Raw genomic sequence first — 24,011 nt, 5'->3', positions numbered from 1 at the left:
TAAGTATAAATTAACCATAATTATAATTTTAGTCAACTCAAAAACCGTATAACGCGATAGGGTGTATTTTCCTGATAATTCCAGCAAATCAAGACTATCCGCCTCTTGGCAAAAAAATTGTGAAGCTAGGCATTAGGATTTTATCGCAAACCGAATTTTGTCAGCTTTCCGACAATCGCCGATCTCACCACCGCTATTGTCTGCTTTGATTTCAAACAAAACCCGCTACAAGCCGCTATTTTCCTAGCTTCGTCAATTTGGCAAGCGTTTTGCATTATCCCTAGCAAACCTTGTTTTAATTGTCAAAAAGCCCATGAAAACCCCAAACCGCCAGATCATTATCGACGACACCACCTTACGCGACGGCGAGCAATCGGCAGGTGTGGCGTTTTCGTTAGAAGAAAAGCTGGCAATAGCGACACAGCTTTCGGCTTTGGGCGTACCGGAATTGGAGATTGGCATTCCGGCGATGGGCGGGTTAGAACGGGAAGAAATTCAAGCGATTGCCGACTTAGGTTTGCCTAGCCAATTATTGGTTTGGTCACGGATGCGCCATGACGATTTACAGGCGTGTGTCGGCTTGGATGTGCAAAAGATTGATTTATCCATTTCCGCTTCCGACCAACACATCCAGCACAAACTCAAACAAAGCCGCGCTTGGGTTTTGCAAACCATAAACACGCTGGTCAGCAAAGCGACCGATTTGGGTTTTGAAGTCTGTGTCGGCATGGAAGACGCTTCCCGCGCCGATGCGGATTTTCTGGCGCAAATGGCAGAAGCCGCGCAATTGGCAGGGGCAACGCGGATACGTTTTGCCGACACGGTAGGCATTATGGAACCCTTCGGTGTCTTCGCCGCCATCAAACAGTTACGCTCCGCAACCGATTTGGACATCGAAATGCACGCCCATGATGATTTGGGTTTGGCGACGGCGAACACCTTGGCAGCGGCGTTGGCAGGTGCGACTCACGTCAATACCACCGTCAACGGTTTGGGTGAACGCGCAGGTAATGCGGCTTTGGAAGAAGTTGTGGTCGGTTTGCAGCAATTGTACGGTTTCGATACTGGCGTTTCACTAGAGCAATTTCCTGCATTGTCAGTCTTGGTTGCTAGTGCTTCTGGCGATGCGATTGGTTCGCGTAAGAGTTTGGTCGGTGCCAATGTGTTCAGCCATGAAGCGGGCATCCATGTCGATGGCTTGCTGAAAGATCCGAACAATTACCAAGGCGTTGATCCGGCGATTGTCGGTCGTCATCACCAATTGGTATTGGGCAAGCATTCCGGTACGCAAGGTGTGATACATGCTTATCAGCAATTAGGCATACACGTTAATCGGCAACAGGCACAAGGCTTGTTGGCAAAAGTGCGGAGTTTTGTTTGCGAACATAAACAGGCACCGGATGCGTTGAGTTTGAAAGGGTTTTTATCGTAATTGTAGGATGTACCCAAAGGGCATAAAGGCTGAACGAAGTGAAGCCCATCATTTATCGCACAAGTGTTGATGGGCTTCCTTGCGTCAGCCCATCCTACGAATTTCATCAATCAAAGGTGATCGCCATGAACGAAGATTTAGAAATGCTGGTTGACTGTAAAACCATCGAATCCGAAAACCAAGAAGCTAAAACCTTACCTGTCGACGATGATCGCTACCCAGGTTCGTTCTTCCGCATTCCGCGTCCGCCAATTGCCGGACAAACAGGCTGGAGTTTGCGCTAGTGGTTAGGGTGATGCCTACCGCTACAGCGGATAAGCCGCTAAGTTTTTTTGCTCAATGGGTGGAAGATGTCAATTGCGTGTTTGCGAGGGATCCGGCGGCGCGGAGTCTGGCGGAGATTTTGCTGACTTACTCCGGTGTCCACGCGGTGTTGTTTCATCGCATTAGCCATCGTTTATGGTTGGCGGAATGGAAATTAACGGCACGGGTTTTAGCGGCTTTCTCCAAATGGATGACCAGCGTGGAAATCCATCCCGGCGCGACCATTGGACGGCGTTTGTTTATCGACCACGCGCTCGGCGTGGTCATCGGCGAAACGGCAGTGATTGGCGATGATGTCACTTTGTATCACGGTGTCACGCTAGGCGGCACAACGTGGAATAAAGAAAAACGCCACCCGACTTTAGGCAATAACGTGCTAGTCGGTTCGGGTGCGAAAATCCTCGGTGCGATTACTTTAGGCAATAACGTCCGTGTCGGCGCCAATTCGGTGGTGGTTAAGGATGTGCCGCATTGCTGCACCGTGGTTGGTATTCCAGGCCGAGTTATCCAAAGCAAAGGCACGAAGATACAAAACAAGCACGGTATTGATTTAGATCATCACTTGGTTCCTGATCCGGTCGGCAAAGCCATTGCTTGTTTAATGGAACGAATCGATGAGTTGGAGGCCAAGCAGGCCGAATGGCAAAAAGCCAATAGCCATGATAACTGTGATACTTGCGACGCCGAAAGCATCTGTGTTTCGCACCAAGAACCCGTGAAACTGACCGTGGTGCAATAATGGACTTGTTAGATTTTGAAGCGCAAGGTTTGTATTTTGAAGAAGCCGATGTCGCTGGCGTGAAGGAATTAATTGCCGACGCTGCGGAAAAATACGCCAGTGGCGATGCTGAATTGCCGTTATTGCAAGCGTATTTTAAAGCCCCGAATTCGTTGAACGTGTTGGTGGCGTTAAATCGATTTTATTACTACCAACACCGTTTGGAAGACGCATTGGCAGCCACCCAAAAAGCGTTGGCTGTGATTAGGCCATTGGTGGATTTTCCTGACGATTGGCGGCAATTGCAGTTGGCTCATTTGCAAACCGCACCCGTTAAGCTGTTGACGCAAGTGCGTTTGTATTTGTTTACCTTAAAAGCCATTGGCTTTTTGTTGATGCGTTTGGAACGGTTGGACGAAAGCCAAGCCATTTTTGAAAAACTGGTGGCCTTGGATAGTAAGGACAGGATAGGCGCACAAGCGTTATTGGATTTGTTGTTGCAATGCCGAAAGGAAGCGGCTTGAGCAAACGGACAAAATGTAGGATGCACCCCAAGGGCATAAAGGCTGACGATAGGAAGCCCATCAATAATTCTTGGTAAACGATGGGCTTCCCTTCGTTCAGCCCATCCTACAAGAAAGCGGTGATTCGATTTTAAAACCGGAGTTTTACCATGTTAAAAACCAAACCCAATTCCCTTATTGCCATTATCAGCGGTGCATTGTTCCTGATTTTAGCGATTTATTTATTCGCGCAAGACACGTCATTAATCGGGCCGTTGTAAGCGTAGGTTGGGCAAACGAACAAAATGTAGGATGGGCTGATGTAAGGAAGCCCATCGTTTACTAGGAATTATTGATGGGCTTCCTTACGTCAGCCCATCCTACAATCTACCCATTAACCCCCAGCGGAGAGCGCCATGAGTTTTTTAGAAGAAATGGAAGAATTGGAATCTGCTGAAGATTTTTTGCAGTATTTTCAATTAGATTACAACCAAACCGTGGTGCATGTGAACCGCTTACACATTCTGCAACGCTTCCACAATTACTTGCAACAAGGTGCTGACAGTATGCCGGAAGATGAAGATGCACTTCGGGCGATCTACAAACGTCTGTTGCTGCAAGCTTATCAAGACTTTGTCGTGTCTGACGCGCAAACCGAAAAAGTCTTTAAAGTTTTCCATATGGGCGAACAAAATTCGTTCGTCGCGTTGACTGACATCAAAACATGAAGCCCGATCGCTTTGATGAAGGCCGTTTTGATTATGGCGAAGCGGTGCGCGTCACCCGCAACGTCCGTAACGACGGCACTTATCCAGGTATCGACACGGGCGTGCTGTTGGTGCGGCGCGGTAGCGTCGGGCATGTCATCAATGTCGGCACGTTTTTGCAAGATCAAGTGATTTTCACTGTGCATTTCTTGACGCAAGACATCATGGTCGGTTGCCGATTGGAAGAATTGATTAGTGCTGATGACCCGTGGAACCCCAGCCGTTTTGAATTCCGCGATAAAGTCGTCTGCACGATGGACTTGGGTGTGCAAGGCAATGTGTTAGTCAGCAAAGGCACAGAAGGTGAGGTTTACAAAGTCATCCGCGAGGATGAAAACATCAAATACCACGTTGCTTTTTATGACCGCACCCTGCTCGTGCCTGAAACCGTGCTGGCTCCTGCACATCCAGAGAGTTTTAATGAGCCGGAGCTGTAACGATACGTCGTCATTCCGGCAGGGATTGCCGGAATCCAGAAGCCAGGGATGGCAAACACAACAGATTTACATCCATGTAATCTGGATGTCGGCAATCCCTGCCGACATGACGGTTCTATTTGTTAATCATGCAGAAAAATGATGGACACTTAATTTATGAGCCAGTCGCAAACCGAAGCCTACAATTTATTACGCACCGCCTTAGCATTGTTCAAAAAATCTCCGGCGCAATTGGCAGAAGATGAATACCATCAGGTGGTCGTGCAAGCCAGCAATGAGCTGAAACTGGAAAACCGCGTGTTGAATTCGCCAGAAGCGGCAACGGTGGTGATTACCGAACAGGAAGTGCAAGCGGCGTTTTTAGAAATCCGCAACCGCTACGAAAGTGAAGACGATTTTTTTGCCGACTTGGCACAAAACCAATTGGACGAAGACAGCTTACGCGCCGCGCTGCATCGCCAATGTAAAGTCGACACCGTTTTGGATGTGGTCGGCAGCCATACCCCGAAAATCAGTGAGGTAGAAGTGGGGATTTATTACCACCTGCACCCTGAACAATTTCAAAAACCGGAAATCCGCGAAGCGGCGCATATTTTTGTCAGCATCAATCCGGATTATCCGGAAAACACCCGCGAAATCGCTTTGCAACGTATTCAAGAATTAAGCGTAAAGCTACAAAAGAAGCCCTATAAATTTGCCGATTTCGCTATGCGCCATTCCGAATGCCCGACTTCTTTGCAAGGCGGATTATTGGGCAAAGTGCCGCAAGGTAAGCTTTATCCTGAGATTGATGCGGTCTTATTTACTTTAAAAGAAGGCGAAATCAGCGGCGTGGTGGAATCGGAAATTGGTTTTCATTTGGTGTTGTGCAAGCGGATTGATAAGCCGGAAACGATGTCGCTTGCCAAAGCCACACCGAAGATACGCCAGATGATGAACGACCGCGCCAAACGCACTTGCCAACGCGCTTGGCTGGCGAGTTTGGGTAAGGAAACCGTTGAGCGGCATTGAATGTAGGGTACGCTGTGCGTACCTTATGAATGATCGTTGTACAAATAAACATTGCAAAAGGTACGCACAGCGTACCCTACTTTGACAATTTTCCCTTTTGAGGACAGCCACCATGACCATCAAAGAACTGAAACATTGCTCGTTCTGCGGCATTGAACAATCGGCTTCAATACCTTTGATTGCCGGCGCGGAAGGCTATATCTGCGGAGCTTGCGTGGCCTTGGCGCATCAGGTGGTCAGCAATTGGAGCCGCAAGAAAGAACTCTCGAAAATGCAGGGTACGTTACCCATTCCTGCCAAAATTAAAGAACACTTAGACCAATACGTCATCGGCCAAAACCTCGCCAAAGAAATCTTGGCGGTGGCGGTTTACAACCATTATAAACGCCTGAAACACGAAGGCGGCGATGCGGGTTTAGGCCAGTTCGATAAAGATGTCGAAATCGGCAAATCTAATTTGTTACTGATTGGGCCATCGGGAACAGGCAAAACTTTGCTTGCTAGCACTTTGGCAAAAATCGTCGGTGTGCCGTTTGTGGTTGCCGATGCCACCACGCTGACCCAAGCAGGTTATGTCGGCGACGACGTGGAAAATATCCTCGTGCGTTTGTTAGATGTCGCTGAAGGCAATATGGCGAACGCCGAATGGGGCATTGTTTATTTGGATGAAATCGACAAAATCGCCCGCAGCCCAGAACAACCGACCGGAACGCGTGACGTATCCGGCGAAGGTGTGCAGCAAGCTTTGTTGCGCTTGGTCGAAGGTTCGCACGTCAAACTGCCCAGCAAAGGCCGTCACAGTAAAGATGGTGTGGATTTGATGATGGACACCCGCAATATTTTATTCATCGCAGGCGGTTCCTTCCCAGGCTTAGAAAAACATGTTGAAAAACGCTTAGTGCCGACCAACTCGGCAATTGGTTTCCATGCCGAAATGAATAAAACCACCGAAAAGCCCAGCTTGGAAGCCATGCTTAATGCCACCCAACCCAGCGATTTACGCAAATTTGGTTTAATCCCTGAATTTATTGGTCGCTTCCCCGTGTTAGCCCCGCTTGAGCCGTTGGATGTCGATGCCTTAATCCGCGTTCTCACCGAACCGAAAAACGCCTTGGTCAAACAATACCAACAATTGTTTGCCTTTGAAGGCGTGGAATTGGCGTTCGATCACGACGCGCTGGTGGCGATTGCCGAAAAAGCCATCGAGCGGGAAACTGGCGCTAGAGGCTTACGCAGCATCATGGAACAGATTTTACGCAAAACCATGTTTGAGGTGCCGTCACGCGATGATGTCGAGCGTTGTATTGTTGATGCTGAAGTGGTGAATGGCGTGGGTGAAATCAAGCTGGAACTGAAAGACGAACCGCGTCGGGAACAGGCGGGGTAATTGGTAAATACGTAGGTTGGGGTGAGGTAACGAACCCCAACAACTCTCGGAATAATGTTGGGGTTCGTTACCTCACCCCAACCTACAAATTAGGACAGACATGAAAACCACCGAAGAAAAAATCCGCGAACAACTGGCAGGCAACCCCATCATCTTGTACATGAAGGGCGTGCCGGACAAACCCGAATGCGGTTTTTCCGCCAAAACCGTCGGCATCCTAAAACAAACAGGGATTCCGTACACCTATGTGAATGTCTTGGCTGCCCCGTTTATCCGCGAAAAATTACCGAGCATTTCGCACTGGCCGACTTATCCGCAATTGTTCGTCAACGGTGAATTGGTAGGCGGCTGCGATATTGTCGATGCCATGAATAACGATGGCAGCTTGTTGCCTTTGCTGAAATCCGCCGAAACCAAAGATGAAACCGCTAGCGGTGAGCATTTAAGCGTTGCCGAGGTAACTGCATTGGTAAAACAAAACCTTGCCGATGCTGAAGTGATTGTTGATGGTGCGGGTTGTGATTTGACTTTAACAGTCATCAGCGGCTGCTTTGCGGATTTGCCGTTAGTGAAAAAACAGCAAGCGGTGTTGGCAACGCTGAAAGCGCCTTTGGCTTCCGGCAAACTCCATGCCGTCAGCGTGTTGGCTTATACGCCGGAAGAATGGCAAGCGAAACAATCGGCATCGACCAGTGGTTTATTACAAATTCAACTGTGATTGCGTCAGACCTTCCAGGTTTCATAAACCTGGAAGGTCTATGCTATTAGTAAGGAAATCATCATGGCAAAAATCGGCATTTTTTTCGGTACCGACACCGGCAACACGCGGCGTGCAGGGAGTCGCTATTTTTGCGAAAGATTGCTTCGGCCTCCGTGCCGGTCAATCAGCAAAAATCACGCGACCGCTCTTGCCTTCGGCTGCCCCAGCCGTCCTGCTTCTCTCGTCTGCCTACCCAACAAGGGGATAGGCGACATCGTTACCGCAATGACTCGACGCGATTTCGGACAGCCTGCATTTTCACTACGCAAAAAACGCTTCGTGAAAACACAAGCACTATCGCTTCTGGGGACTACTCGACTCCTGTCTCGCAGCGATCGCCAAGGACATCCAGACCTTATTGGGCGCAGAACTAGCCGCCAAACCCGTCAACATCCGCACCGCCAGCGTAGACGATTTATTGCAATACGACACGCTGATCTTAGGCACACCTACCTATGGCGAGGGCGAATTGCCCGGTTTAAGCAATGGCACCAGCACGGAAAGCTGGGCGGAGTTTTTGCCGAAACTGGCAGGCTATGATTCTTCCGGCAAAACCGTCGCCATCTACGGTTTAGGCAATCAAAAAGGCTACGCCAAAGATTTCGTCAGCGCGATGATTTTCCTGCACGACAGCTTTAAGCAATGTGGCGCGACTTTACTCGGCGCATCCAGCACCGATGGCTACACCTTCAAGCAATCAAAAGCCGTTGTCGATGGGCAATTTGTGGGGTTGGCTTTGGATCAGGAAAACCAAAAAGACCTTACGCCCAGCCGCTTGTCAGCGTGGTTGGAAAGCTTGCAAACTGCTTGGGCGTAGTCATGCAAACCAGCAAACTCGCTGCCATTTGTTCGCTGGAAGATTTGCAAAAGGTCAGCTATTTGACCCGCGCTATTCTGTTCAAAAAACAGCCCACCTCAGCCTTGGTGTTTTGGCTTGACGGTCAAGCCTACAGCTACGTCAATCACTGTATGCACATGCACCGCCCGCTCAACTGCGAGCAAGATGCCATTTTTGATGAAACCGGACGTTATCTGCGTTGCTCCATGCACGGTTTTATTTTTGAGCCAACCACGGGCGAATGCCAAAGCCCCGTGTGTTTAGGGCAACGCTTGCAAACCTTACGCTTGCAAGTGCTTGATGGTGTCATATATTTTGCGGAAAAGCATTTGCAGTTGCGGGATGAATTGTAGGATGGAGAAAGAATCATGCTAGAAGAACTCGCCATCGTCGTAAAAACTGACTCGCAACACACCTGGGTCACCAGCACCCAGCAATCGGCTTGCGGTGGCTGTCTGCAAAAAGCCGCTTGCACCACCCACGTTTTAGGCAATGTACTAAAACGTAACCCCGTGTTAGTCGATAACAATCTGTCATTGGCGATTGGCGATCATGTACTGGTCAGTATTGAAGAAAGCCACTTGCTTCGCGCTGCCTTAACTTTGTATTTATTACCGCTACTTGCCGTGTTTATCGGTGTCGGACTTACCGACAGCTTCTTGGCAGGCACTGACAATGCCGATAGTTGGCTAGCCGTCAGCGCATTAATCAGTTTGTTGCTGGCGTTGTTGTTCATCAATCGCATTCACCGCAACTGGCTACCCCGCCCTACCGTCAGCAAAAAAGTCACTCCTGCCGCGTATGAATGTTTGGGCAATTGATAAAGACACCTCACTCAAGCTGCTGTTACTGGAGTTGGTACACCGCTTCGGCGAAAACGCCTTGGCGATCAACACCCAAGAAACGCATTACCAAGCCATCGAGCTGTGTGCGCTAGACGACCCCAAACTCGCCGCTTACATCTACACCTTTGCACAAGCGCCAAGCCGTTACGGCATTGATCTGAAATATCCCATCGCCCATCACAATATCATCGGCGAACATGAAAACTTGCCGCTAGAAAATATCATCGACATCATCAGCACCCATCTACTCTCATGACCAAAACCCGCTATTTCCTCAGCTACAGCAGCGTAAAACTGCCGTTAAAACTGGTCAACGAAATCACCGAAGCCGACCTCAATCACCGCAATTTTTATTACCAAGGCAAGTTTGACGACAATGGCCTGTTACTGCATTGCCAAAAAATCGTCTACAACGAAGTGGAATCGCAACACCATTACCGTTACGACGACAACGGCACATTGGTGTGGGCGCAAATTAGCGAAGATGACGACGTTCGGGAAATTGACTTACGTTAAAACAATCGCTTGGACAAACGTAATAGCCTTGTTCCATTCATGACAATTCCACAAAAAGCCGCTGTTGCATTCACAACAAACCATCGCCAATAAAATTTTAACCCATTATAAATCAATGTAATAAAACATTATTTACAGTTGGCACAGCCTGTGCATTCACCTATCGTAAACACACCAGCGAGAGGTCAATCCCATGCAACTGCCTGTCTTAAACGAAGCCCCTGCGGCAAAAAGTGGCTGCTCCACCAGCTCCTGCGGTTCCACCGAAAATCAAATGGATGCCTTGCCCGATTCGATTCGGGAAAAAGTCCAAAACCACCCTTGTTACTCCGAAGACGCGCATCATTACTTCGCGCGTATGCACGTCGCCGTTGCGCCTGCCTGTAACATCCAATGCCATTATTGCAACCGCAAATACGATTGCTCAAACGAATCCCGCCCTGGCGTGGTTTCCGAATTGTTGACGCCCGATCAAGCCGTTAAAAAGACCATGGCAGTCGCGGCGACCATTCCACAAATGACGGTATTAGGCATCGCCGGCCCAGGTGATCCGTTAGCTAATCCTGAGCGAACGTTCGAAACTTTCCGACGTTTAAGCGAGGAAGCACCGGACATCAAACTGTGCGTATCCACCAATGGTTTGGCTTTGCCGGATGCGGTGGAAGAGTTGTCGAAACATAACATCGACCACGTCACCATCACCATCAACTGTGTTGATCCTGAAATCGGCGCGAAGATTTATCCGTGGATTTTCTGGAACAACAAGCGCATTAAAGGTAAGAAAGCCGCCAAAATTTTGATCGACCAGCAACAAAAAGGCTTGGAAATGCTGATTGCCAAAGGCATTTTGGTCAAGGTTAATTCGGTGATGATTCCTGGCATTAACGATCAGCATTTGGCGGAAGTTAGCCGCGTGGTCAAATCCAAAGGCGCGTTTTTGCATAACGTGATGCCGCTGATTGCCGAAGCCGAACACGGTACGTTCTTCGGTGTGATGGGGCAACGCGGGCCAACGCCGGATGAATTGCAGGATTTGCAAGACGCTTGCTCCGGCGACATGAATATGATGCGCCATTGCCGCCAATGCCGTGCTGATGCGGTGGGCTTGCTCGGTGAAGATCGGGGTGATGAATTCACCATCGATAAAATCGAAGAAATGGACATTGATTACCAAGCGGCAATGGAAAAACGCAAAGTGATTCATACCGCCATCCAAGCCGAAATGGACAGCAAACGTTTGGAAAAAGCGCAAAAAGCCGAACAATTTAAAGCGGAAGCCAAATTGGCAACCCGTCCAGTACTGATGGCGGTGGCGACTTTAGGCCAAGGTTTAATCAACGTCCACTTCGGTCACGCCAAAGAGTTCTTGATTTACGAAGCCTCGCCAGACGGCGTGCGTTTCATCAGCCACCGCAAAGCCGACCAATATTGCGGTGGCGACAGCACTTGCGGCGATGGCGAAAGCGTCTTGCAACAAACCGTCCGTGCTTTGGCAGGCTGTGAAGCGGTGTTGTGTTCGAAAATTGGTTACGAGCCATGGGATTTGCTGGAAGCGGCAGGCATCATTCCGAATGGTGAACATGCGATGGAGCCTATCGAAGAAGCGGTCATGGCGGTGTACAAGGAAATGGCTTCGGCAGGTAAGTTGGATGCTAAGCCGGAAGCCATGCGGGCGAGTGCTTAACAGCTGAATTTCGTCCACGAAAGGCACGAAAAAACACGAAAAATTTTATCGTTTTCATCGTTCCCATGCTCTGCGTGGGAATGCCGTAAGCAACGCTCCAGCGTTGCGTAATGTTTCGTGTCACGCAACGCCGGAGCGTTGCAGGATGAATTCCCACGCAGAGCGTGGGAACTATATAAACGGCACTAAAGGAGTCCGACATGGCTGTATCCATCAACGAATTATGTGTCAACTGCTTCGCCTGCGAACCCGTTTGCCCTAGCAAAGCGATTTTCGAAAGCAAGCCGCATTTTAAGGTTAACCCGAACAAATGCACTGAATGCGAAGGCGATTATCCGGTGTTCCAGTGCGCCAGCATCTGCCCAATTGAAGGGGCGATTTTGAATTCATTAGGCGAAGCCATCAATCCGCCGGGATCGTTAACGGGCATTCCACCCGAACGGATGGCGGAAGCGATGGCTGAGTTGCAATCTCATTAAACAGGACAAACCAATGGCTACCGTGGTGTTTTACGAAAAACCAGGCTGCGTCAGTAATCAGCGACAAAAAGCCATGCTGCTGGCGGCGGGGCATCAGGTGATTGCCAAAAACTTACTCTCCGAAGCTTGGCGCGCAGAACGCTTGCGTGCCTTTTTTGGTTCGCTGCCTGTGCAAAATTGGTTTAACTACAGCGCGCCTGCGATAAAAATCGGTCAGATCAGACCAGAAGTTCTGGACGAAGAACGTGCCTTGGATTTAATGCTGGAAAACCCGTTGCTGATTCGCCGTCCGCTGCTGCAAGTCGGCGAGGAAAAACGCGTGGGCTTTGATCCGTTGATATTGGATGAATGGATAGGCTTAACGGAGCAAACTGCCGCCGATTTGGAAAGCTGTCCGAAGACGCTTGCCCAAGCAAGCTGCGGTCATGGTTAAGCCACCGCTATTAATTAACGAAGGCATCCCGCAGGCCGTGGCCTTGTCGGAGCGGGTGCATTGGATAGGCGCACTCGACCCTAACCTGCGGACGTTCGACATCATTTTAAAAACCGCCAACGGCACCAGTTACAACGCTTATCTGGTGCGCGGCAGTGCGGGTGTGGCAGTGATCGACACGGTGAAAGAAAGTTTCGCCGCCGATTTTTTCGCGCGTTTGGAAACCGTAGCGCGTTACGACGAAATTAGCGTCATCGTCCTGAACCATCTCGAACCCGACCATACGGGCGCGTTGCCGGAGTTGATGCGCCGTGCGCCACAAGCGCGGCTATATATCTCGCAAAAAGGGCAAACCATGCTGAAAGCGTTGCTCAAGCAAGAAGATTTGGCATTTACCCCCGTATTGACGGGCGACAGCGTATCGCTAGGCGACAGGACGCTGCAATTTTTACACACGCCGTATTTGCACTGGCCCGATACCCAATGCACGTATTTGCCGGAAGAACATACGTTGTTTTCCGGTGATGTGTTTGGCTGTCATTTTTGCGATAGCCGTTTATTTAACGACCAAGTCGGCGATTTTCGATTTTCGTTTGAATACTACTACGCGCACATCATGCGTCCGTTCAAGGACTATGTGAATCGTGCGCTGGATTTGATCGAGCCGTTATTGCCGCTGGAAAACATCGCCCCTGCGCACGGGCCGCTGTTACGCGACCGTCCACATCGTTACGTGCGCCGCTACCGCGAATTGTCGCGCTCGACCTTGCACAACGACAAGGACGATGACGAAAAAACCTTGCTGATTTTTTACATCAGCTCCTATGGCAACACGCGTCGCATGGCGGAAGCGATTTACGAAGGCGCGATGGCGGTCGAGCAAGTGCGCGTGTCCTTGTACGATTTGGAAGGCAGCGAGCTGGAGCCGTTTGTGGATTTGATTGAAGGTGCCGACGGCATTGTGTTCGGCACACCGACCATTAATGGCGATGCCGTCAAACCCGTGTGGGATTTATTGTCGTCGTTGGCGGTGATTAATCTCAAATCCAAAGTCGGCGGCGTGTTCGGCTCTTATGGCTGGACAGGCGAAGCCGTGCGGATGGTGGAAGACCGTCTGCGCGGTTTAAAGCTGCGCGTGCCCGTGCAGGGCTTGCGGATCAAGCTGATCCCGACCGAAGAAGAGATTGCCTTGTGCCATGAATTTGGTCTTGAACTGGCGCAGGAATTGGTCGGCTTGCGGCAAAGCAAGGTTATTGATATGGCGGATTTGGCGTAGTTCGGATTTACGCTAGTTCCCAAGCTGGAGCTTCACTGTCATTAAGTTAAGGAAAAAATGATATGAACCAGAGACTTAAGCCGTTCGTGCTGAGCTTGTCGAAGCATGAATGGTTTAAGTCTCTGCTCACGGATTTTTCCATTCATCCTTCGACAAGCTCAGGACGAACGGAAAAATCCTGACACATCCAGCCTATCCCATTGATAGGTATTGTTAATTATTAACTTAATGGCAGTGAAGCTGGAGCTTGGGAACGAGAATTTTAACAACCCTCCAACAGGAGCAAACAACATGGCGAAAGCAACGATTACCTTTGAAGACATTAACATCACCGTGTCCGCACCCGCCGGTACGCGCATCATCGAAATTTCCGAAAAAGTCGGTTCAGGTATCACTTACGGTTGCCGCGAAGGCGATTGCGGAACATGTATCATGAAAGTCACCGAAGGCTACAACAATTTAAGTGAACCGTCGGTTTTAGAAGACAAAGTCTTGCGCGAAAACATGGCGGGCAAACACAACCGCTTGGCTTGCCAAGCCCAAGTATTGGCTGGCGTTATCAAAGTCCGCCCAGTCTAATAATAATTAACAGGAGCCAATCATGGCCTTAGTCACCTTTTCAAACCCCGAATACAAAGATAAAACCGTTTACGCAGTGGCAGGCAGCCACACACAAACCTTACTGAAACTCGCCCGCGAAAACAAAATTCCTATCAATTTTGAATGCGAAGACGGCGAATGCGGTACGTGCTTGGTGAAAGTCAGCAGCGTTGATAAAAAGCTTGAACGCATGGGCGGCACGTTGACGGAAAAAGAAAAAGCCGTCCTGCGCCAATGCGGCAAAATCAGCAAAGAAGAAATGGAACAAGTGATTGTTGACGATTTACCGCCACCTTGGCGTTTGGCTTGCCAAATGATCGTCCGTGATGAAGATATTTTGGTGGAATATTAAGACCTTTCAGGTTTTCAAAACCTGAAAGGTCTAGTTTGATTTGCATGTTTTTTGCAACCCAACGATGCGTTTGTGTTTCGCATTAAGACACCAAAATGTAGGATGGGCTGACGATAGGAAGCCCATCGGGTTAATTAGTTTGATGGGCTTCCTATCGTCAGCCCATCCTACCGCGCTAGCGTTTATCAGGAGTAAAAAAACATGTTTTTTACTCCACTTTCTTCCGTGAGGTTGCTCATGTCCGCATTGCCAAAATTTCAGCAAGACTCGCGTTCGGCAGTTTATGAACGGCTTAGCGCACCAGGCATCCGCTCACCCAATCAGGAATGGTTGGCGTGTATGCTCGCCAGTTGGCAAGTCGGTGAAGGCGTTTTGCCGGATTTTCTCGGCTTAGAACCTGCTCAATTTAGCCAACTGCAAGCCGATTTATTCCCCCACGCCAACTTACCGACAGTAGCGGTTTCCGGCAGCCAATTAGACTACAGCCGGATGTTAGAAAAAGAGGATTTGGTCAGGTTGCTGCAAAACCACGCCAACGCAGACGTGCTGGAAACCGACTGGATGATCGCCATCATCGTCGCGGGTTGTTTAGGCAGCGACCATCTTTGGCAAGATTTAGGTTTGTGGTCACGCGCGCAACTCAGCGCCATGCTCAACCACAACTTCCCTGCCCTCGCCGTTAAAAACGACAAAGACATGAAATGGAAGAAATTTATCTACAAACAATTGTGCGAAGCCGAAGGTATTTACGTTTGCCGTGCGCCGTCTTGCGAGGTTTGTATTGATTATCCGAAGTGTTTCGGGGCGGAAGAATAACTGCCGCCCGATTTTCTGAACGTTAATAGTAACCTTTGAAAGCTTCCCATTTGCCATCTTCACGGCGGATGAACAGGCTTTCGCTAATCAAGTTTTCACCGGCTTTGGTGACCCGCTCGGCAATGGCATGCAGTTCTTTGATGCCTTCAATCGACCGGACATCGCAAAATGCGCAAACATGGCGGGCCGGAATGACCACTACCGGCGTATTGGGCAAAGCGTCGGGCAATTGCTCTTTTAACACGTTATCCCATAAGTCATCCAACAACACCAAACTGGCTTCCAATTGACCACCCGCCAACAACGCATAAGAATTTTTAAAGGCTTTGATCTTTAAGTTGTTGTTGACCTGGTCGGTCAGATTATTTAAAGCCATTAAATGCAGGGCTTTCAAATCCAAATCGGTCGCCTTAATGTCGGCGTCGGTCACATACCGGTAAGCATCGTCTTTTTCCATGTAATAGCTCACACCAAACACGCCTTTTTGGCATAAAACCAATGGCGAATCTTTTTCTGCCAGCGCCAATCCGGCACTTTTGCCCTCCATGTCCACAACGTGACCTTCGGGCAAATCCGGCAAGTCCGCTACTTTAATATGGGCGATAACGTCGACAACTTGGTTGAAGTTTTTGGGCATTTTGGGCGCAGAAGAACTGAATTCTGGCGCAACGACAGGCCGGTTATTGCTGGTAACCGGGCGCGGCGTAACGGCTTTGCGGGGCGCGTCAACGACAACGGCTTCCTTGCTGCCTTTATAAGCAACATAGATAAAATAAACGCATACCAGCCCGTTCAAACCCGGTACAAGAGCCAGGAAAATACCTAAGTATTTGGTTAAGCTGTTTAAGTCAAGCAATTGACCAACAAGCACAATGCCCAATGCACCCGCCAAAAAAGCAATGGCGCTGGCGGAAATTTCAGGCATCGATACCGTTCCGCTCACCGTAAACAGGGCAATACAGGCAAGCGACGCGACAAAGCCAAGCCACAAAAAAATTCTGGCGTACAGCAATTGGGAGAGATTAAGGTTTTCTGGCTGGGAATGGGTCATCATGGTCAATTTCTACAGTGGTTTAAATAAGTTTTGCAGGGCATTTAAATGCTTTCATCCAAGTATTTATCCCAAGCAAAAGTATTGTTTTTAAAGCTATCAATACCTTTATAAAACTCGGCAAAAATATCCGGAAACAACCGTTCGGCAGCATCGCTGTTTATCAGTTTCGGGCTGTAGAGGGCAAATCCTTTTGGGCTGCTGGCTGGACGATAAGGCACGGCAATCGTCAAGCTGAGTTGGCTGCCTGGGTAACAACGCAAATCGACCACAATGGCGTCCATGCGGGCTTTGGGCAAATTCACGTAACCATCGTACATGTAGGCCAGATAAGGCGCGTTTTCTGGGTTATGGGCCAAACTTGCATGGCCTCTCTGATTGGCCTCATCCAGACTGCCGTAAAACGACAAATCCACCAACGTTTTTTGTCCACCGCCCTGTGGTTGTAGCAACGTTGGCGGCAAATTAGCCCCTTCGGCAATCATGTAGGCACCATAAGCCGCCAAAAAGCCTGCTTGGTTAATGCCTTCGACAAACAAGGCAATTTTACCCTGAAAATTTTGCCGCAGAGCAGCAATTGAATTTTGTCCCGCCACTGCCGGTTGTCGGGCTGCGGCGCGATAAATGGAAACCACTTTCGGCAAACCGCTTGCCAAGACCTTTTCGGCAAAAAGGCTGCAACTGCTTTCTGGTTTTGGCGCAAACAGCACATCGGTCAGCGTAGCAATGGGGAAATAGATACGCTCGCCCAACGCGCAATTATGGATGCTCTCAAAGTTAAACCCAATATCGTCACCGTACATGGCTTGCGTTTGCTGATGGTTAAGCCATTTCAACGAGCAATTGGCGGCCTGCGCTGTCGTGCTGCCCAAATAGGAGGCCAGCAATAAAATAAAATTAGCGGTTTTTTGATAATTGACAAACTCTTCGTAAGACGTGTCCTGCTGGGCAATCAAGGCGCGCACTTCACGTAACATGGCATCGACGCGCTTTAAGCTGTCCAAGCTAAAATCCAACCCGACCTGCCTCAGCACATCATCCAAGGCCACCCCGCCAGGAATCTCTTTGCCCTGCAGAAAATCATGCAAATAGTCTTGCTGCCATTCGGCGGAAGAAGTGGCATTCGAAGAAGCAATCAACTGCACAACTTGCTCAACAAACCTGCCTGCGCTAAGGCTGGGCGAATCATCAAAAAGAATGCTTTGCAAAACCAACAAGGGAAAACACACCTGACCACCCACCAAAGCCAGTACATGGGTAAAAAAATCCTTGGGTAATGGCGGTTCGGCTGGCAGCAATTTTACCGCCTCGTCATAACGCATCCATGCCACCGACTTGCCTGCTTGCTTGGCAATGAATTCGCCCAGATAAAAAGCCAACAACAAAGCAAAATTAGCTTTGGCGGAATCATCTAAAAAACCCGCTTTTACCGGCTTTACCTTTTCGCGCATTTGGCTAAGCAAATTATCAAGACGCGCCAAACTGGCATCACTAAAATCCAACTTCGCTTGCTGTAAAGCCTTGCTAAACAATAAGCCGCCATCGACTGCGCTATCATTGGCATAAGCATTCAATAAATACGCAGCTTTTTGGTCCATTGTCATCCCTGTGTCCTCTCTTGGTTAACTAATATCAAGTGACGAAAAAGGCGTGTTAGGGAATGTAACACGCCTTTTTTAAAGTTAAGCCAAGCTTAGTCGGTGTTTAAATTTTGTCTATGCATAAATGCTATCTACCAACACAGGGAATTAACGGCTCTAGCGTACGATTTATCAGGATGTTGGTATCGATTCCGGACTTTGGTAGGCCATCCGCAAAACTGCTAGACTGGGCAACCACGACAATCAACCAACGCCCAGCCATGAACCTGACCCAAATCAAATGCCTTGCCGTCTTTGCTGTTTTCGCCATCATTGGTTTCGGGCCGATTTCCCCGGGCTGTTTGATCGGCATGTATCTTGTGGTGAAAAGGCCGCATTGGTTTGCGCGCACCATCAGCCATCTGTATGTCGGTTTGGCGGAACCCATAGCCGACATGCCCAACCCCAATGCCGGACAAAGCAAATCCGTACGGATAAAGTGCTTCCTGAGCTTATTGACCTTATTCATTATCGACATCCTGCCCGTACCCGTCACCCCCGTTATCGCATTCGGCATCATTTTGCTGAGGCCGATGGCGTTTTATCGGGTTGTATTGGGGGTTTATGGCAGACATTAAGATAGGCCAGCTGACCAAGCACGACACTTTCAACGTTAACGCACCTGCGCCAGAACTGACCGGCAATGCCAGAGCCTAGGCCGTGTAAGATGGTGTTTTAAATAGAATATCGTTATGCTTAAGCCAATCAGGCATTAAACCAGCACCACGCATCACTCAACCGAGGACACCGCAAATGGACGGACATTTTCTAACCGATATTGAAATCAAACAATTCAAATGCTTTACCGATTTTAAAGCGGCGGGATTTAAGCGCGTCAATTTGATTGGCGGGAAGAATAATGTGGGTAAGACGGCGTTTATGGAGGCTTGTTATATTAATGTACGGTCTATTAACATTAACAACATGATTACAGCTATTTGTGGCATTAAGTTTTTGCGTGAAGTCTTGAATTCCAAAACAACAAAATCTGAACCCAAAAAATTATTAAATGCCACCCACCGTTATAGCGCCACTTCAAACTTAAGAAACAGCTCGCTTTTGATTCAAGAAAAAGATGCTTTAAAAGAATACCAATTCAACATTGATGGAAAATTCAAAACCATTAACGACAGAGAATTGACCATTATTCTTGAGCGTATAGAAAATATTGGATTCATAGATAATTTAGGATGGAACAATGAGAAATTAATTCAAGCCTACCAGTCCATCCAAAAAGCCGATCAAGAAACCGAGCTAGATAATTTTATTCAAGAATTCGACCACAGCATCGCCAACTTCAAAGTCATCGGCGACAAACCCCAATGTAAAACCAATGGCGAATACCGCGACATCAGCGAATTCGGCGATGGCTTAAAACACTATATTTCCATCATCTGCGCCCTTTACGCCTGCGAAAACGGCTATCTGTTCATCGATGAAATCGACAACGGCATCCATTACAGCCAGCTTGACCGCCTTTGGGAAATCATCCTTACCGTTTCCAAAAAAACCAATTGCCAAGTGTTTGCCAGCACCCATTCTAAGGAAATGCTGGAATCGTTTGCGCGAGTGGCAACTAAGCTGGATGAACAAGACATTAGCTACACCATTTTAGTGAAGAATAAACAGCAAGAACTTAAAACCATTTCACTGAATTATGAAATGCTCTTGGACAGCATGAAGCAAGGCCATGAGGTGAGATAATGAAGCCGATTTTTATCTTGCACGAAGGCAACGAGAAAAAAACCGCAGATAATGAGCTAATACGTTTGCTTATGGAAGATTTAGGGCTTGACCTAAATTTGGTCGATTTTCGTGGCATGGGATCGAAAAGCAATTTTTTTAAGGCAGAAAAATATGGCGTTTTAATCCAAGCCGCACAAGCCAACCAAATCGAGAAAATATTGTGTGTTATTGATGCCGATGATGCCAACAACGACGCAAAATACGGCGGCGCAGAAAATACCCGTAAGGAAATGGCGCTAATGCTCGCCCAACTAGGGCTTCAGGACATCAGCCAAGTTTTTGTGGCTTGCGATCCCGATACACAAATAGGCTACCTAGAATCACTTATCCTATCTACCATCCCTGAAACAGAAAAAGCCTGCATCAAAAGCTTTCTGCAATGCTCTAACTTTCATACAAAAAAAATAGACAAAATCATTTTGTACAACATCTACAAACATGCCTACCCGAACGCCCCTTACAATTTCGCCCACGAGAATTTTGAGCCGCTAAAAACCGCCCTTCATTTACTGTTTACGCCTATTTGAAAGCGGGCTGCGGTAAACTAAAAAATCCACACACCCACCCCAATCCCACATGACCAAACACATCCTCATCGCCGATGACGACCAACATATCCGCGAAGTGATTAGTTTTGCTTTGGAAAAAGCAGGTATGCAGGTCAGTTTGGCGGAAGACGGTCGGCAAGCGCTGGCGGTGTTCCAAAACTTGGCCTTCGATTTGCTGGTGCTGGACATCAACATGCCCGAATTTGATGGCTTGGAAGTGTGCCGCGAAATCCGCAAACAATCGGAAGTGCCGATTTTGTTTTTGTCGTCGCGTGATGAAGAAATCGACCGCATTTTAGGTTTGGAAATGGGCGGCGACGATTATGTCACCAAGCCGTTCAGCCCGCGTGAATTGGTGGCGCGCATCAATGCCATTTTAAAACGCAGCCAACCTACCCTAAAACCCAGCGCCGAAAGCCCACGGCTCACGCAAGGCAAATTGCACATGGATAGCGAACAGCATTCAGCCTGCTGGGATGGCAAAACCATCAGCCTGACCGCCACCGAATTCGCCATGCTGTTGCTGTTGGTGCGCCATCCGCAACGCGTCTTCAACCGCGATGCGATTATGCAGCAAGCTTACGGGCATCATGTCTACGTCAGCGACCGCACCATTGACAGCCACATCCGCCATATCCGCCACAAATTTGCCGAAGCGGGTTGCGGGGCGGTGATTGACACCGTCCACGGCGTTGGCTACAAACTGGCGCCATGCGAATAAACGCACAGCTGCCGCTATTCCACCGGCGGCTTTTTCGGTTGCGGAGCATTTTATTGTTGATGATGCTGATGGTGTTGGGCTTGCCATTGGGCGGCCTGTATTTTTTCCGCATTTACGAAAACGAACTGGTGCAACAAACCGAGCGCGAACTGATCGCCCAAGCGGCGGTATTGTCGGCGTCGTACCGCCAACTTGCCCGACAATTGCACGACGGCGGCAGCGATTACGGCATTTTTTTGCCGACACTGCCGCTTAGCCCCGCCAACTTTGAACCCATCATCCCCACCTTAAACCTGATTAACCCCATTTTGCCGCCACGTCCTGAGGCCGCCCCCCGCCAACAAGCCCCCGATGCGCTCGCCAGCAAAATGGGCCGGCTGATGCAACCGGTCATGGCGGATACCCAAAGGATCATGTTGTCGGGTATGCGTTTGCTGGACTATAAAGGTACGGTCATCGCCGGACGCGAAGAAATCGGCGGCTCGCTGGCGCATATACCGGAAGTGCAAAGCGCCTTGCTAGGCCATTACGCCAGCGCCATCCGCCAACGCCTGTCCAACGAACCGCCACCACCGCTGTATTCCATCAGCCGTGGCACCAACATCCGCATTTTTGTTGCCTTCCCTATTATTGAAAACCGCCACCTGCAAGGTGTGGTGTATTTGTCGCGCTCGCCGGAAAACATCCTCAAGCATTTGTTTGCCGTCAGGAAAAAAGTCTTGCTCGCCTTTATTGGCGTATTGGTTTTAGTGGTGCTGTTGGTGCTGTTGGTATCGGCAACCATTTCCAGACCCATACGTGAACTGATCCAGCAAACCGAACGCGTCAAACAAGGCGAGCAAAAACAAGTTGAACCAGTAAAAAACCCTGTCAGCTTTGAAATTGCCCAACTTTCGGAAAGCTTCGCCAGCTTATCGCAAGCCTTAACCGAGCGTAACGACTACTTGCGCCGCTTTGCCAACCATATCTCGCACGAATTTAAAACGCCGCTGACCGCCATGCAGGGCGCATTGGAACTGCTGCAAGAACACGCAGGCAGTATGCCGCTTGAACAACAACAACGCTTTATTGCCAACTTGCAAGACGACACCTTGCGCCTGCGGCAATTGGTCAACCGGCTGCTCGAACTCGCGCGCGCCGATGCCTTACAACGCAGCCAAGCACACAGCGTATTGCCGGAAGTGTTGGCGCATTTAAGCAAGCGCTATCAGGAACGCGGCTTGCAACTGTGCCACACCGCCTTACCGACCGACAGCCTGGCGATTGCCCCCGATGCCTTGGAAGCGGTCTTGGTCAATCTGTTGGAAAACAGCTGGCAACACCACGCCCGACAGATCCACATCCGCACAAAAACTGATGGCGGCATGATGCAAATCCAGCTGCACGATGACGGCGACGGCATTTCTGCCGCCAACCGCAATAAGATTTTCACCCCCTTTTTCACCACCCGACGCAATACCGGTGGCACAGGCTTGGGTTTGGAGATCAGCCAATCATTGCTTAAAGCCTATGGAGGGAAAATTGCACTGGGCGAAAGCGACAAAGGCGCATTGTTTATACTGAGCTTGCTTTGCAAGCAAGGTTAAAGGCGGGGAAATCGCAGGCTGAATACACAGCTAAAGAAAATATTTGCCGTACAACGGGAATGCGGCACCCGCAACCAGAAACATAAATGAAATATAAGCCGCCACTTTGAACAGAAACATTAAGGTATCACCCTTATTTTTGCTAAATAAGGACATTCGGATGGCGGTGCTATGTACGTCGTCAATTTCAATTTCAAAGCCGTGGGTTTCAACGCCAGCGTCATTGACTGCGTCGAAATTGCTCAGCGCACCTTAAGCGGTGCTTGCTTGTGCCATTGGGCTGAGTGTGCATAGACACAAAATGAGCAGATTAAATTTGAACCTTTGGGTAATCTGCCAAGAAATCGCGCAAAATTTGTTAACGGTCTTTGCGAAGCAATACCTTTTTTGCGGGGTTCTATTGAGACAAGAGACTCTGAGGGTTGTTTGATGGCGAAAGTGAATTGGGGCAGTACAACACAGCTTGCTCTAAGCAATGAACATACGTCGCAATGCCCGTTCGTTTTTGCGGCTAAAAGGTTTAGTTTTACTACCAAAACCCAACCGCTTTGCCACCAATATGCACGATATAAAAAAACACCTCGTATAGTAAGGAACTGGCTTTGGTGCGCCAGCCTTGATACCGTGTCGTTGGCGTAGGTGAAGGATAAGCCTGAATGCCCATATCTTCGGCAATTTTCATGGCCCTTTTCATATGCAACGGATCACTGACAATCAGCGCATTTTGAAGATTGGCAGCTTTCATAATGCGATCCGCCTCGAATAAATTTCCGTATGTTATGCGGGAAATATGTTCCGTCAATATTTTTGCCATGGGAACACCTTGTTGACTGGCATATAAACGGGCCACGTCAGATTCTGCCTTATCATCTCCGTTGCCAATACCGCCCGTAAAAATCAAGTATTTGACCCGACCTGACCGATAGAGGGTAATGCCATGATTAATCCGTTCTTGAAATACGGGCGAAGGTTTTCCGTTCCAAACCGCCGCACCCAATACAACAGCAACATCTGCCGATGCCGGACTAGAAACTGATGAATAAGAGAATATTTTCCAACCTAATAAGCACACGCATATGGTGGATAGTATTCCAATCGGCAACGCTATTTTTTTCCAGAAAAAACCCATTTTCAGACGATAGCCCCCAAACGATTTTAAAAATAGATTCAATTGAATTTTAACCACGCAACGTAAAACTGATGAACACCCCTTTTTACAACGCACACTTTGAATATTATGTTATACAGTGACACCTTTACATCACTTTAAAGCTTTTTGTCACCTCAACCCCAAAAATCGCCAAACCCATCAAAAATCAGTTCATCCACAACCAACTATCCACATAAAGGTGGGATAGCGCACGGATGTTTGTTTTTATTCAGTTACACTTAAAGCGTGGTCAAAGTGTATAAAAAAGCACGGGCAAAAAAACAGCCATTGATGATGCCGTGGGTCGCTATTACGTGAGGACAGCGGAAGATAGAGGATATTTACTAAAATGCCACTCAGGTAGAATGTTGTTATTCGCAGCTGCCTAACA

Annotated in this window: 29 protein-coding genes; 26 read left to right on the top strand and 3 right to left on the bottom strand. The window is 48.7% G+C overall.

Going from position 1 to position 24,011, the window contains the following annotated elements; genetic code table 11:
• Positions 1-313: 313 nt before the first annotated feature.
• From nifV to ACYQ1O_RS06795, 21 genes are all read left to right on the top strand, one after another.
• On the top strand, positions 314-1,432 hold the full coding sequence (nifV, locus tag ACYQ1O_RS06895; RefSeq protein ID WP_459990927.1) for a homocitrate synthase: 1,119 nt from the start codon (positions 314-316) through the stop codon (positions 1,430-1,432).
• 125 nt (positions 1,433-1,557) lie between these two features.
• Positions 1,558-1,716, top strand: coding sequence for a hypothetical protein (locus tag ACYQ1O_RS06890; protein ID WP_459990926.1), 159 nt, complete (start codon positions 1,558-1,560; stop codon positions 1,714-1,716).
• 11 nt (positions 1,717-1,727) lie between these two features.
• Complete coding sequence (gene cysE, locus ACYQ1O_RS06885) at positions 1,728-2,495, top strand: serine O-acetyltransferase (protein WP_459990925.1); 768 nt, start codon at positions 1,728-1,730, stop codon at positions 2,493-2,495.
• A complete protein-coding gene (locus tag ACYQ1O_RS06880; RefSeq protein ID WP_459990924.1) occupies positions 2,495-2,998 on the top strand; it encodes a tetratricopeptide repeat protein in 504 nt (167 codons plus the stop codon). The genes cysE and ACYQ1O_RS06880 overlap by 1 nt, the downstream gene beginning before the upstream one ends.
• A gap of 395 nt (positions 2,999-3,393) precedes the next feature.
• Complete coding sequence (gene nifW, locus ACYQ1O_RS06875) at positions 3,394-3,705, top strand: nitrogenase-stabilizing/protective protein NifW (RefSeq protein WP_459990923.1); 312 nt, start codon at positions 3,394-3,396, stop codon at positions 3,703-3,705.
• Positions 3,702-4,181, top strand: a complete 480-nt coding sequence (locus tag ACYQ1O_RS06870) for a nitrogen fixation protein NifZ (protein WP_459990922.1) — start codon at positions 3,702-3,704, stop codon at positions 4,179-4,181. The genes nifW and ACYQ1O_RS06870 overlap by 4 nt, the downstream gene beginning before the upstream one ends.
• A 156-nt stretch (positions 4,182-4,337) precedes the next feature.
• Positions 4,338-5,192, top strand: a complete 855-nt coding sequence (nifM, locus tag ACYQ1O_RS06865; protein ID WP_459990921.1) for a nitrogen fixation protein NifM — start codon at positions 4,338-4,340, stop codon at positions 5,190-5,192.
• 112 nt (positions 5,193-5,304) lie between these two features.
• A complete protein-coding gene (clpX, locus tag ACYQ1O_RS06860) occupies positions 5,305-6,579 on the top strand; it encodes an ATP-dependent Clp protease ATP-binding subunit ClpX (protein WP_459990920.1) in 1,275 nt (424 codons plus the stop codon).
• 100 nt (positions 6,580-6,679) lie between these two features.
• The gene (grxD, locus tag ACYQ1O_RS06855; protein ID WP_459990919.1) at positions 6,680-7,297 is read left to right on the top strand and encodes a Grx4 family monothiol glutaredoxin; all 618 of its coding nucleotides are present in this window, start codon (positions 6,680-6,682) and stop codon (positions 7,295-7,297) included.
• Positions 7,298-7,697: 400 nt separating this feature from the next.
• Positions 7,698-8,156 carry a flavodoxin gene (locus ACYQ1O_RS06850; RefSeq protein WP_459990918.1) on the top strand — a complete coding sequence of 153 codons (459 nt, stop codon included), beginning with the start codon at positions 7,698-7,700 and terminating at the stop codon, positions 8,154-8,156.
• A 2-nt stretch (positions 8,157-8,158) separates the two neighbouring features.
• Positions 8,159-8,530, top strand: coding sequence for a Rieske (2Fe-2S) protein (locus ACYQ1O_RS06845; protein ID WP_459990917.1), 372 nt, complete (start codon positions 8,159-8,161; stop codon positions 8,528-8,530).
• A gap of 15 nt (positions 8,531-8,545) precedes the next feature.
• Positions 8,546-8,998 carry a SoxR reducing system RseC family protein gene (locus ACYQ1O_RS06840; RefSeq protein WP_459990916.1) on the top strand — a complete coding sequence of 151 codons (453 nt, stop codon included), beginning with the start codon at positions 8,546-8,548 and terminating at the stop codon, positions 8,996-8,998.
• Entirely contained in the window at positions 8,979-9,278 is a 300-nt protein-coding gene (locus tag ACYQ1O_RS06835) for a hypothetical protein (protein WP_459990915.1), read from the top strand. Before ACYQ1O_RS06840 ends, ACYQ1O_RS06835 begins: the two co-directional genes overlap by 20 nt.
• Positions 9,275-9,538, top strand: coding sequence for a DUF6156 family protein (locus tag ACYQ1O_RS06830; RefSeq protein ID WP_459990914.1), 264 nt, complete (start codon positions 9,275-9,277; stop codon positions 9,536-9,538). The genes ACYQ1O_RS06835 and ACYQ1O_RS06830 overlap by 4 nt, the downstream gene beginning before the upstream one ends.
• Positions 9,539-9,731: 193 nt before the next feature.
• Entirely contained in the window at positions 9,732-11,222 is a 1,491-nt protein-coding gene (gene nifB, locus ACYQ1O_RS06825) for a nitrogenase cofactor biosynthesis protein NifB (protein ID WP_459990913.1), read from the top strand.
• 200 nt (positions 11,223-11,422) lie between these two features.
• On the top strand, positions 11,423-11,701 hold the full coding sequence (locus ACYQ1O_RS06820) for a 4Fe-4S dicluster domain-containing protein (protein WP_459990912.1): 279 nt from the start codon (positions 11,423-11,425) through the stop codon (positions 11,699-11,701).
• A gap of 13 nt (positions 11,702-11,714) precedes the next feature.
• A complete protein-coding gene (locus ACYQ1O_RS06815) occupies positions 11,715-12,134 on the top strand; it encodes an ArsC/Spx/MgsR family protein (RefSeq protein ID WP_459990911.1) in 420 nt (139 codons plus the stop codon).
• Positions 12,127-13,410: an FprA family A-type flavoprotein gene (locus ACYQ1O_RS06810; RefSeq protein ID WP_459990910.1), complete on the top strand. Its 1,284-nt coding sequence runs from the start codon at positions 12,127-12,129 to the stop codon at positions 13,408-13,410. Before ACYQ1O_RS06815 ends, ACYQ1O_RS06810 begins: the two co-directional genes overlap by 8 nt.
• A gap of 291 nt (positions 13,411-13,701) precedes the next feature.
• Positions 13,702-13,989 carry a 2Fe-2S iron-sulfur cluster-binding protein gene (locus ACYQ1O_RS06805; protein ID WP_459990909.1) on the top strand — a complete coding sequence of 96 codons (288 nt, stop codon included), beginning with the start codon at positions 13,702-13,704 and terminating at the stop codon, positions 13,987-13,989.
• A 22-nt stretch (positions 13,990-14,011) separates the two neighbouring features.
• The gene (locus ACYQ1O_RS06800) at positions 14,012-14,362 is read left to right on the top strand and encodes a 2Fe-2S iron-sulfur cluster-binding protein (RefSeq protein WP_459990908.1); all 351 of its coding nucleotides are present in this window, start codon (positions 14,012-14,014) and stop codon (positions 14,360-14,362) included.
• Positions 14,363-14,599: 237 nt separating this feature from the next.
• Positions 14,600-15,178, top strand: a complete 579-nt coding sequence (locus tag ACYQ1O_RS06795) for a nitrogen fixation protein NifQ (protein ID WP_459990907.1) — start codon at positions 14,600-14,602, stop codon at positions 15,176-15,178.
• A 22-nt stretch (positions 15,179-15,200) separates the two neighbouring features.
• Here ACYQ1O_RS06795 and ACYQ1O_RS06790 read toward each other — a convergent pair whose 3' ends face one another.
• Positions 15,201-16,232, bottom strand: a complete 1,032-nt coding sequence (locus ACYQ1O_RS06790) for a DUF1444 domain-containing protein (protein WP_459990906.1) — start codon at positions 16,230-16,232, stop codon at positions 15,201-15,203.
• Between the two features lie 41 nt (positions 16,233-16,273).
• Positions 16,274-17,833 (bottom strand): hypothetical protein, encoded by a 1,560-nt coding sequence (locus tag ACYQ1O_RS06785; RefSeq protein WP_459990905.1) that lies wholly within the window; start codon positions 17,831-17,833, stop codon positions 16,274-16,276.
• Positions 17,834-18,090: 257 nt separating this feature from the next.
• On the opposite strand from ACYQ1O_RS06785, the gene ACYQ1O_RS06780 reads away from it, so the two are divergent.
• From ACYQ1O_RS06780 to ACYQ1O_RS06760, 5 genes are all read left to right on the top strand, one after another.
• Positions 18,091-18,447, top strand: a complete 357-nt coding sequence (locus tag ACYQ1O_RS06780; protein ID WP_459990904.1) for a hypothetical protein — start codon at positions 18,091-18,093, stop codon at positions 18,445-18,447.
• A gap of 175 nt (positions 18,448-18,622) precedes the next feature.
• Positions 18,623-19,573: an AAA family ATPase gene (locus ACYQ1O_RS06775; RefSeq protein ID WP_459990903.1), complete on the top strand. Its 951-nt coding sequence runs from the start codon at positions 18,623-18,625 to the stop codon at positions 19,571-19,573.
• Complete coding sequence (locus tag ACYQ1O_RS06770) at positions 19,573-20,142, top strand: hypothetical protein (protein WP_459990902.1); 570 nt, start codon at positions 19,573-19,575, stop codon at positions 20,140-20,142. Before ACYQ1O_RS06775 ends, ACYQ1O_RS06770 begins: the two co-directional genes overlap by 1 nt.
• A gap of 49 nt (positions 20,143-20,191) precedes the next feature.
• The gene (locus tag ACYQ1O_RS06765) at positions 20,192-20,884 is read left to right on the top strand and encodes a response regulator transcription factor (protein WP_459990901.1); all 693 of its coding nucleotides are present in this window, start codon (positions 20,192-20,194) and stop codon (positions 20,882-20,884) included.
• On the top strand, positions 20,875-22,470 hold the full coding sequence (locus ACYQ1O_RS06760) for a sensor histidine kinase (RefSeq protein WP_459990900.1): 1,596 nt from the start codon (positions 20,875-20,877) through the stop codon (positions 22,468-22,470). Before ACYQ1O_RS06765 ends, ACYQ1O_RS06760 begins: the two co-directional genes overlap by 10 nt.
• Before the next feature lie 529 nt (positions 22,471-22,999).
• On the opposite strand, the gene ACYQ1O_RS06755 is transcribed toward ACYQ1O_RS06760, so the two are convergent.
• Positions 23,000-23,641: a YdcF family protein gene (locus ACYQ1O_RS06755; RefSeq protein ID WP_459990899.1), complete on the bottom strand. Its 642-nt coding sequence runs from the start codon at positions 23,639-23,641 to the stop codon at positions 23,000-23,002.
• Positions 23,642-24,011 lie beyond the last annotated feature (370 nt).

The organism is Methylosoma difficile (assembly GCF_054657615.1).
This window is presented reverse-complemented; position numbering and strand designations above follow the sequence as displayed.

Coding starts and splice junctions, on each gene's coding strand:
- nifV (WP_459990927.1), top strand. CDS start 314: ATGAAAACCCCAAACCGCCAGATCATTATCGACGACACCACCTTACGC.
- ACYQ1O_RS06890 (WP_459990926.1), top strand. CDS start 1,558: ATGAACGAAGATTTAGAAATGCTGGTTGACTGTAAAACCATCGAATCC.
- cysE (WP_459990925.1), top strand. CDS start 1,728: ATGCCTACCGCTACAGCGGATAAGCCGCTAAGTTTTTTTGCTCAATGG.
- ACYQ1O_RS06880 (WP_459990924.1), top strand. CDS start 2,495: ATGGACTTGTTAGATTTTGAAGCGCAAGGTTTGTATTTTGAAGAAGCC.
- nifW (WP_459990923.1), top strand. CDS start 3,394: ATGAGTTTTTTAGAAGAAATGGAAGAATTGGAATCTGCTGAAGATTTT.
- ACYQ1O_RS06870 (WP_459990922.1), top strand. CDS start 3,702: ATGAAGCCCGATCGCTTTGATGAAGGCCGTTTTGATTATGGCGAAGCG.
- nifM (WP_459990921.1), top strand. CDS start 4,338: ATGAGCCAGTCGCAAACCGAAGCCTACAATTTATTACGCACCGCCTTA.
- clpX (WP_459990920.1), top strand. CDS start 5,305: ATGACCATCAAAGAACTGAAACATTGCTCGTTCTGCGGCATTGAACAA.
- grxD (WP_459990919.1), top strand. CDS start 6,680: ATGAAAACCACCGAAGAAAAAATCCGCGAACAACTGGCAGGCAACCCC.
- ACYQ1O_RS06845 (WP_459990917.1), top strand. CDS start 8,159: ATGCAAACCAGCAAACTCGCTGCCATTTGTTCGCTGGAAGATTTGCAA.
- ACYQ1O_RS06840 (WP_459990916.1), top strand. CDS start 8,546: ATGCTAGAAGAACTCGCCATCGTCGTAAAAACTGACTCGCAACACACC.
- ACYQ1O_RS06835 (WP_459990915.1), top strand. CDS start 8,979: ATGAATGTTTGGGCAATTGATAAAGACACCTCACTCAAGCTGCTGTTA.
- ACYQ1O_RS06830 (WP_459990914.1), top strand. CDS start 9,275: ATGACCAAAACCCGCTATTTCCTCAGCTACAGCAGCGTAAAACTGCCG.
- nifB (WP_459990913.1), top strand. CDS start 9,732: ATGCAACTGCCTGTCTTAAACGAAGCCCCTGCGGCAAAAAGTGGCTGC.
- ACYQ1O_RS06820 (WP_459990912.1), top strand. CDS start 11,423: ATGGCTGTATCCATCAACGAATTATGTGTCAACTGCTTCGCCTGCGAA.
- ACYQ1O_RS06815 (WP_459990911.1), top strand. CDS start 11,715: ATGGCTACCGTGGTGTTTTACGAAAAACCAGGCTGCGTCAGTAATCAG.
- ACYQ1O_RS06810 (WP_459990910.1), top strand. CDS start 12,127: ATGGTTAAGCCACCGCTATTAATTAACGAAGGCATCCCGCAGGCCGTG.
- ACYQ1O_RS06805 (WP_459990909.1), top strand. CDS start 13,702: ATGGCGAAAGCAACGATTACCTTTGAAGACATTAACATCACCGTGTCC.
- ACYQ1O_RS06800 (WP_459990908.1), top strand. CDS start 14,012: ATGGCCTTAGTCACCTTTTCAAACCCCGAATACAAAGATAAAACCGTT.
- ACYQ1O_RS06795 (WP_459990907.1), top strand. CDS start 14,600: ATGTCCGCATTGCCAAAATTTCAGCAAGACTCGCGTTCGGCAGTTTAT.
- ACYQ1O_RS06790 (WP_459990906.1), bottom strand. CDS start 16,232: ATGATGACCCATTCCCAGCCAGAAAACCTTAATCTCTCCCAATTGCTG.
- ACYQ1O_RS06785 (WP_459990905.1), bottom strand. CDS start 17,833: ATGACAATGGACCAAAAAGCTGCGTATTTATTGAATGCTTATGCCAAT.
- ACYQ1O_RS06780 (WP_459990904.1), top strand. CDS start 18,091: ATGAACCTGACCCAAATCAAATGCCTTGCCGTCTTTGCTGTTTTCGCC.
- ACYQ1O_RS06775 (WP_459990903.1), top strand. CDS start 18,623: ATGGACGGACATTTTCTAACCGATATTGAAATCAAACAATTCAAATGC.
- ACYQ1O_RS06770 (WP_459990902.1), top strand. CDS start 19,573: ATGAAGCCGATTTTTATCTTGCACGAAGGCAACGAGAAAAAAACCGCA.
- ACYQ1O_RS06765 (WP_459990901.1), top strand. CDS start 20,192: ATGACCAAACACATCCTCATCGCCGATGACGACCAACATATCCGCGAA.
- ACYQ1O_RS06760 (WP_459990900.1), top strand. CDS start 20,875: ATGCGAATAAACGCACAGCTGCCGCTATTCCACCGGCGGCTTTTTCGG.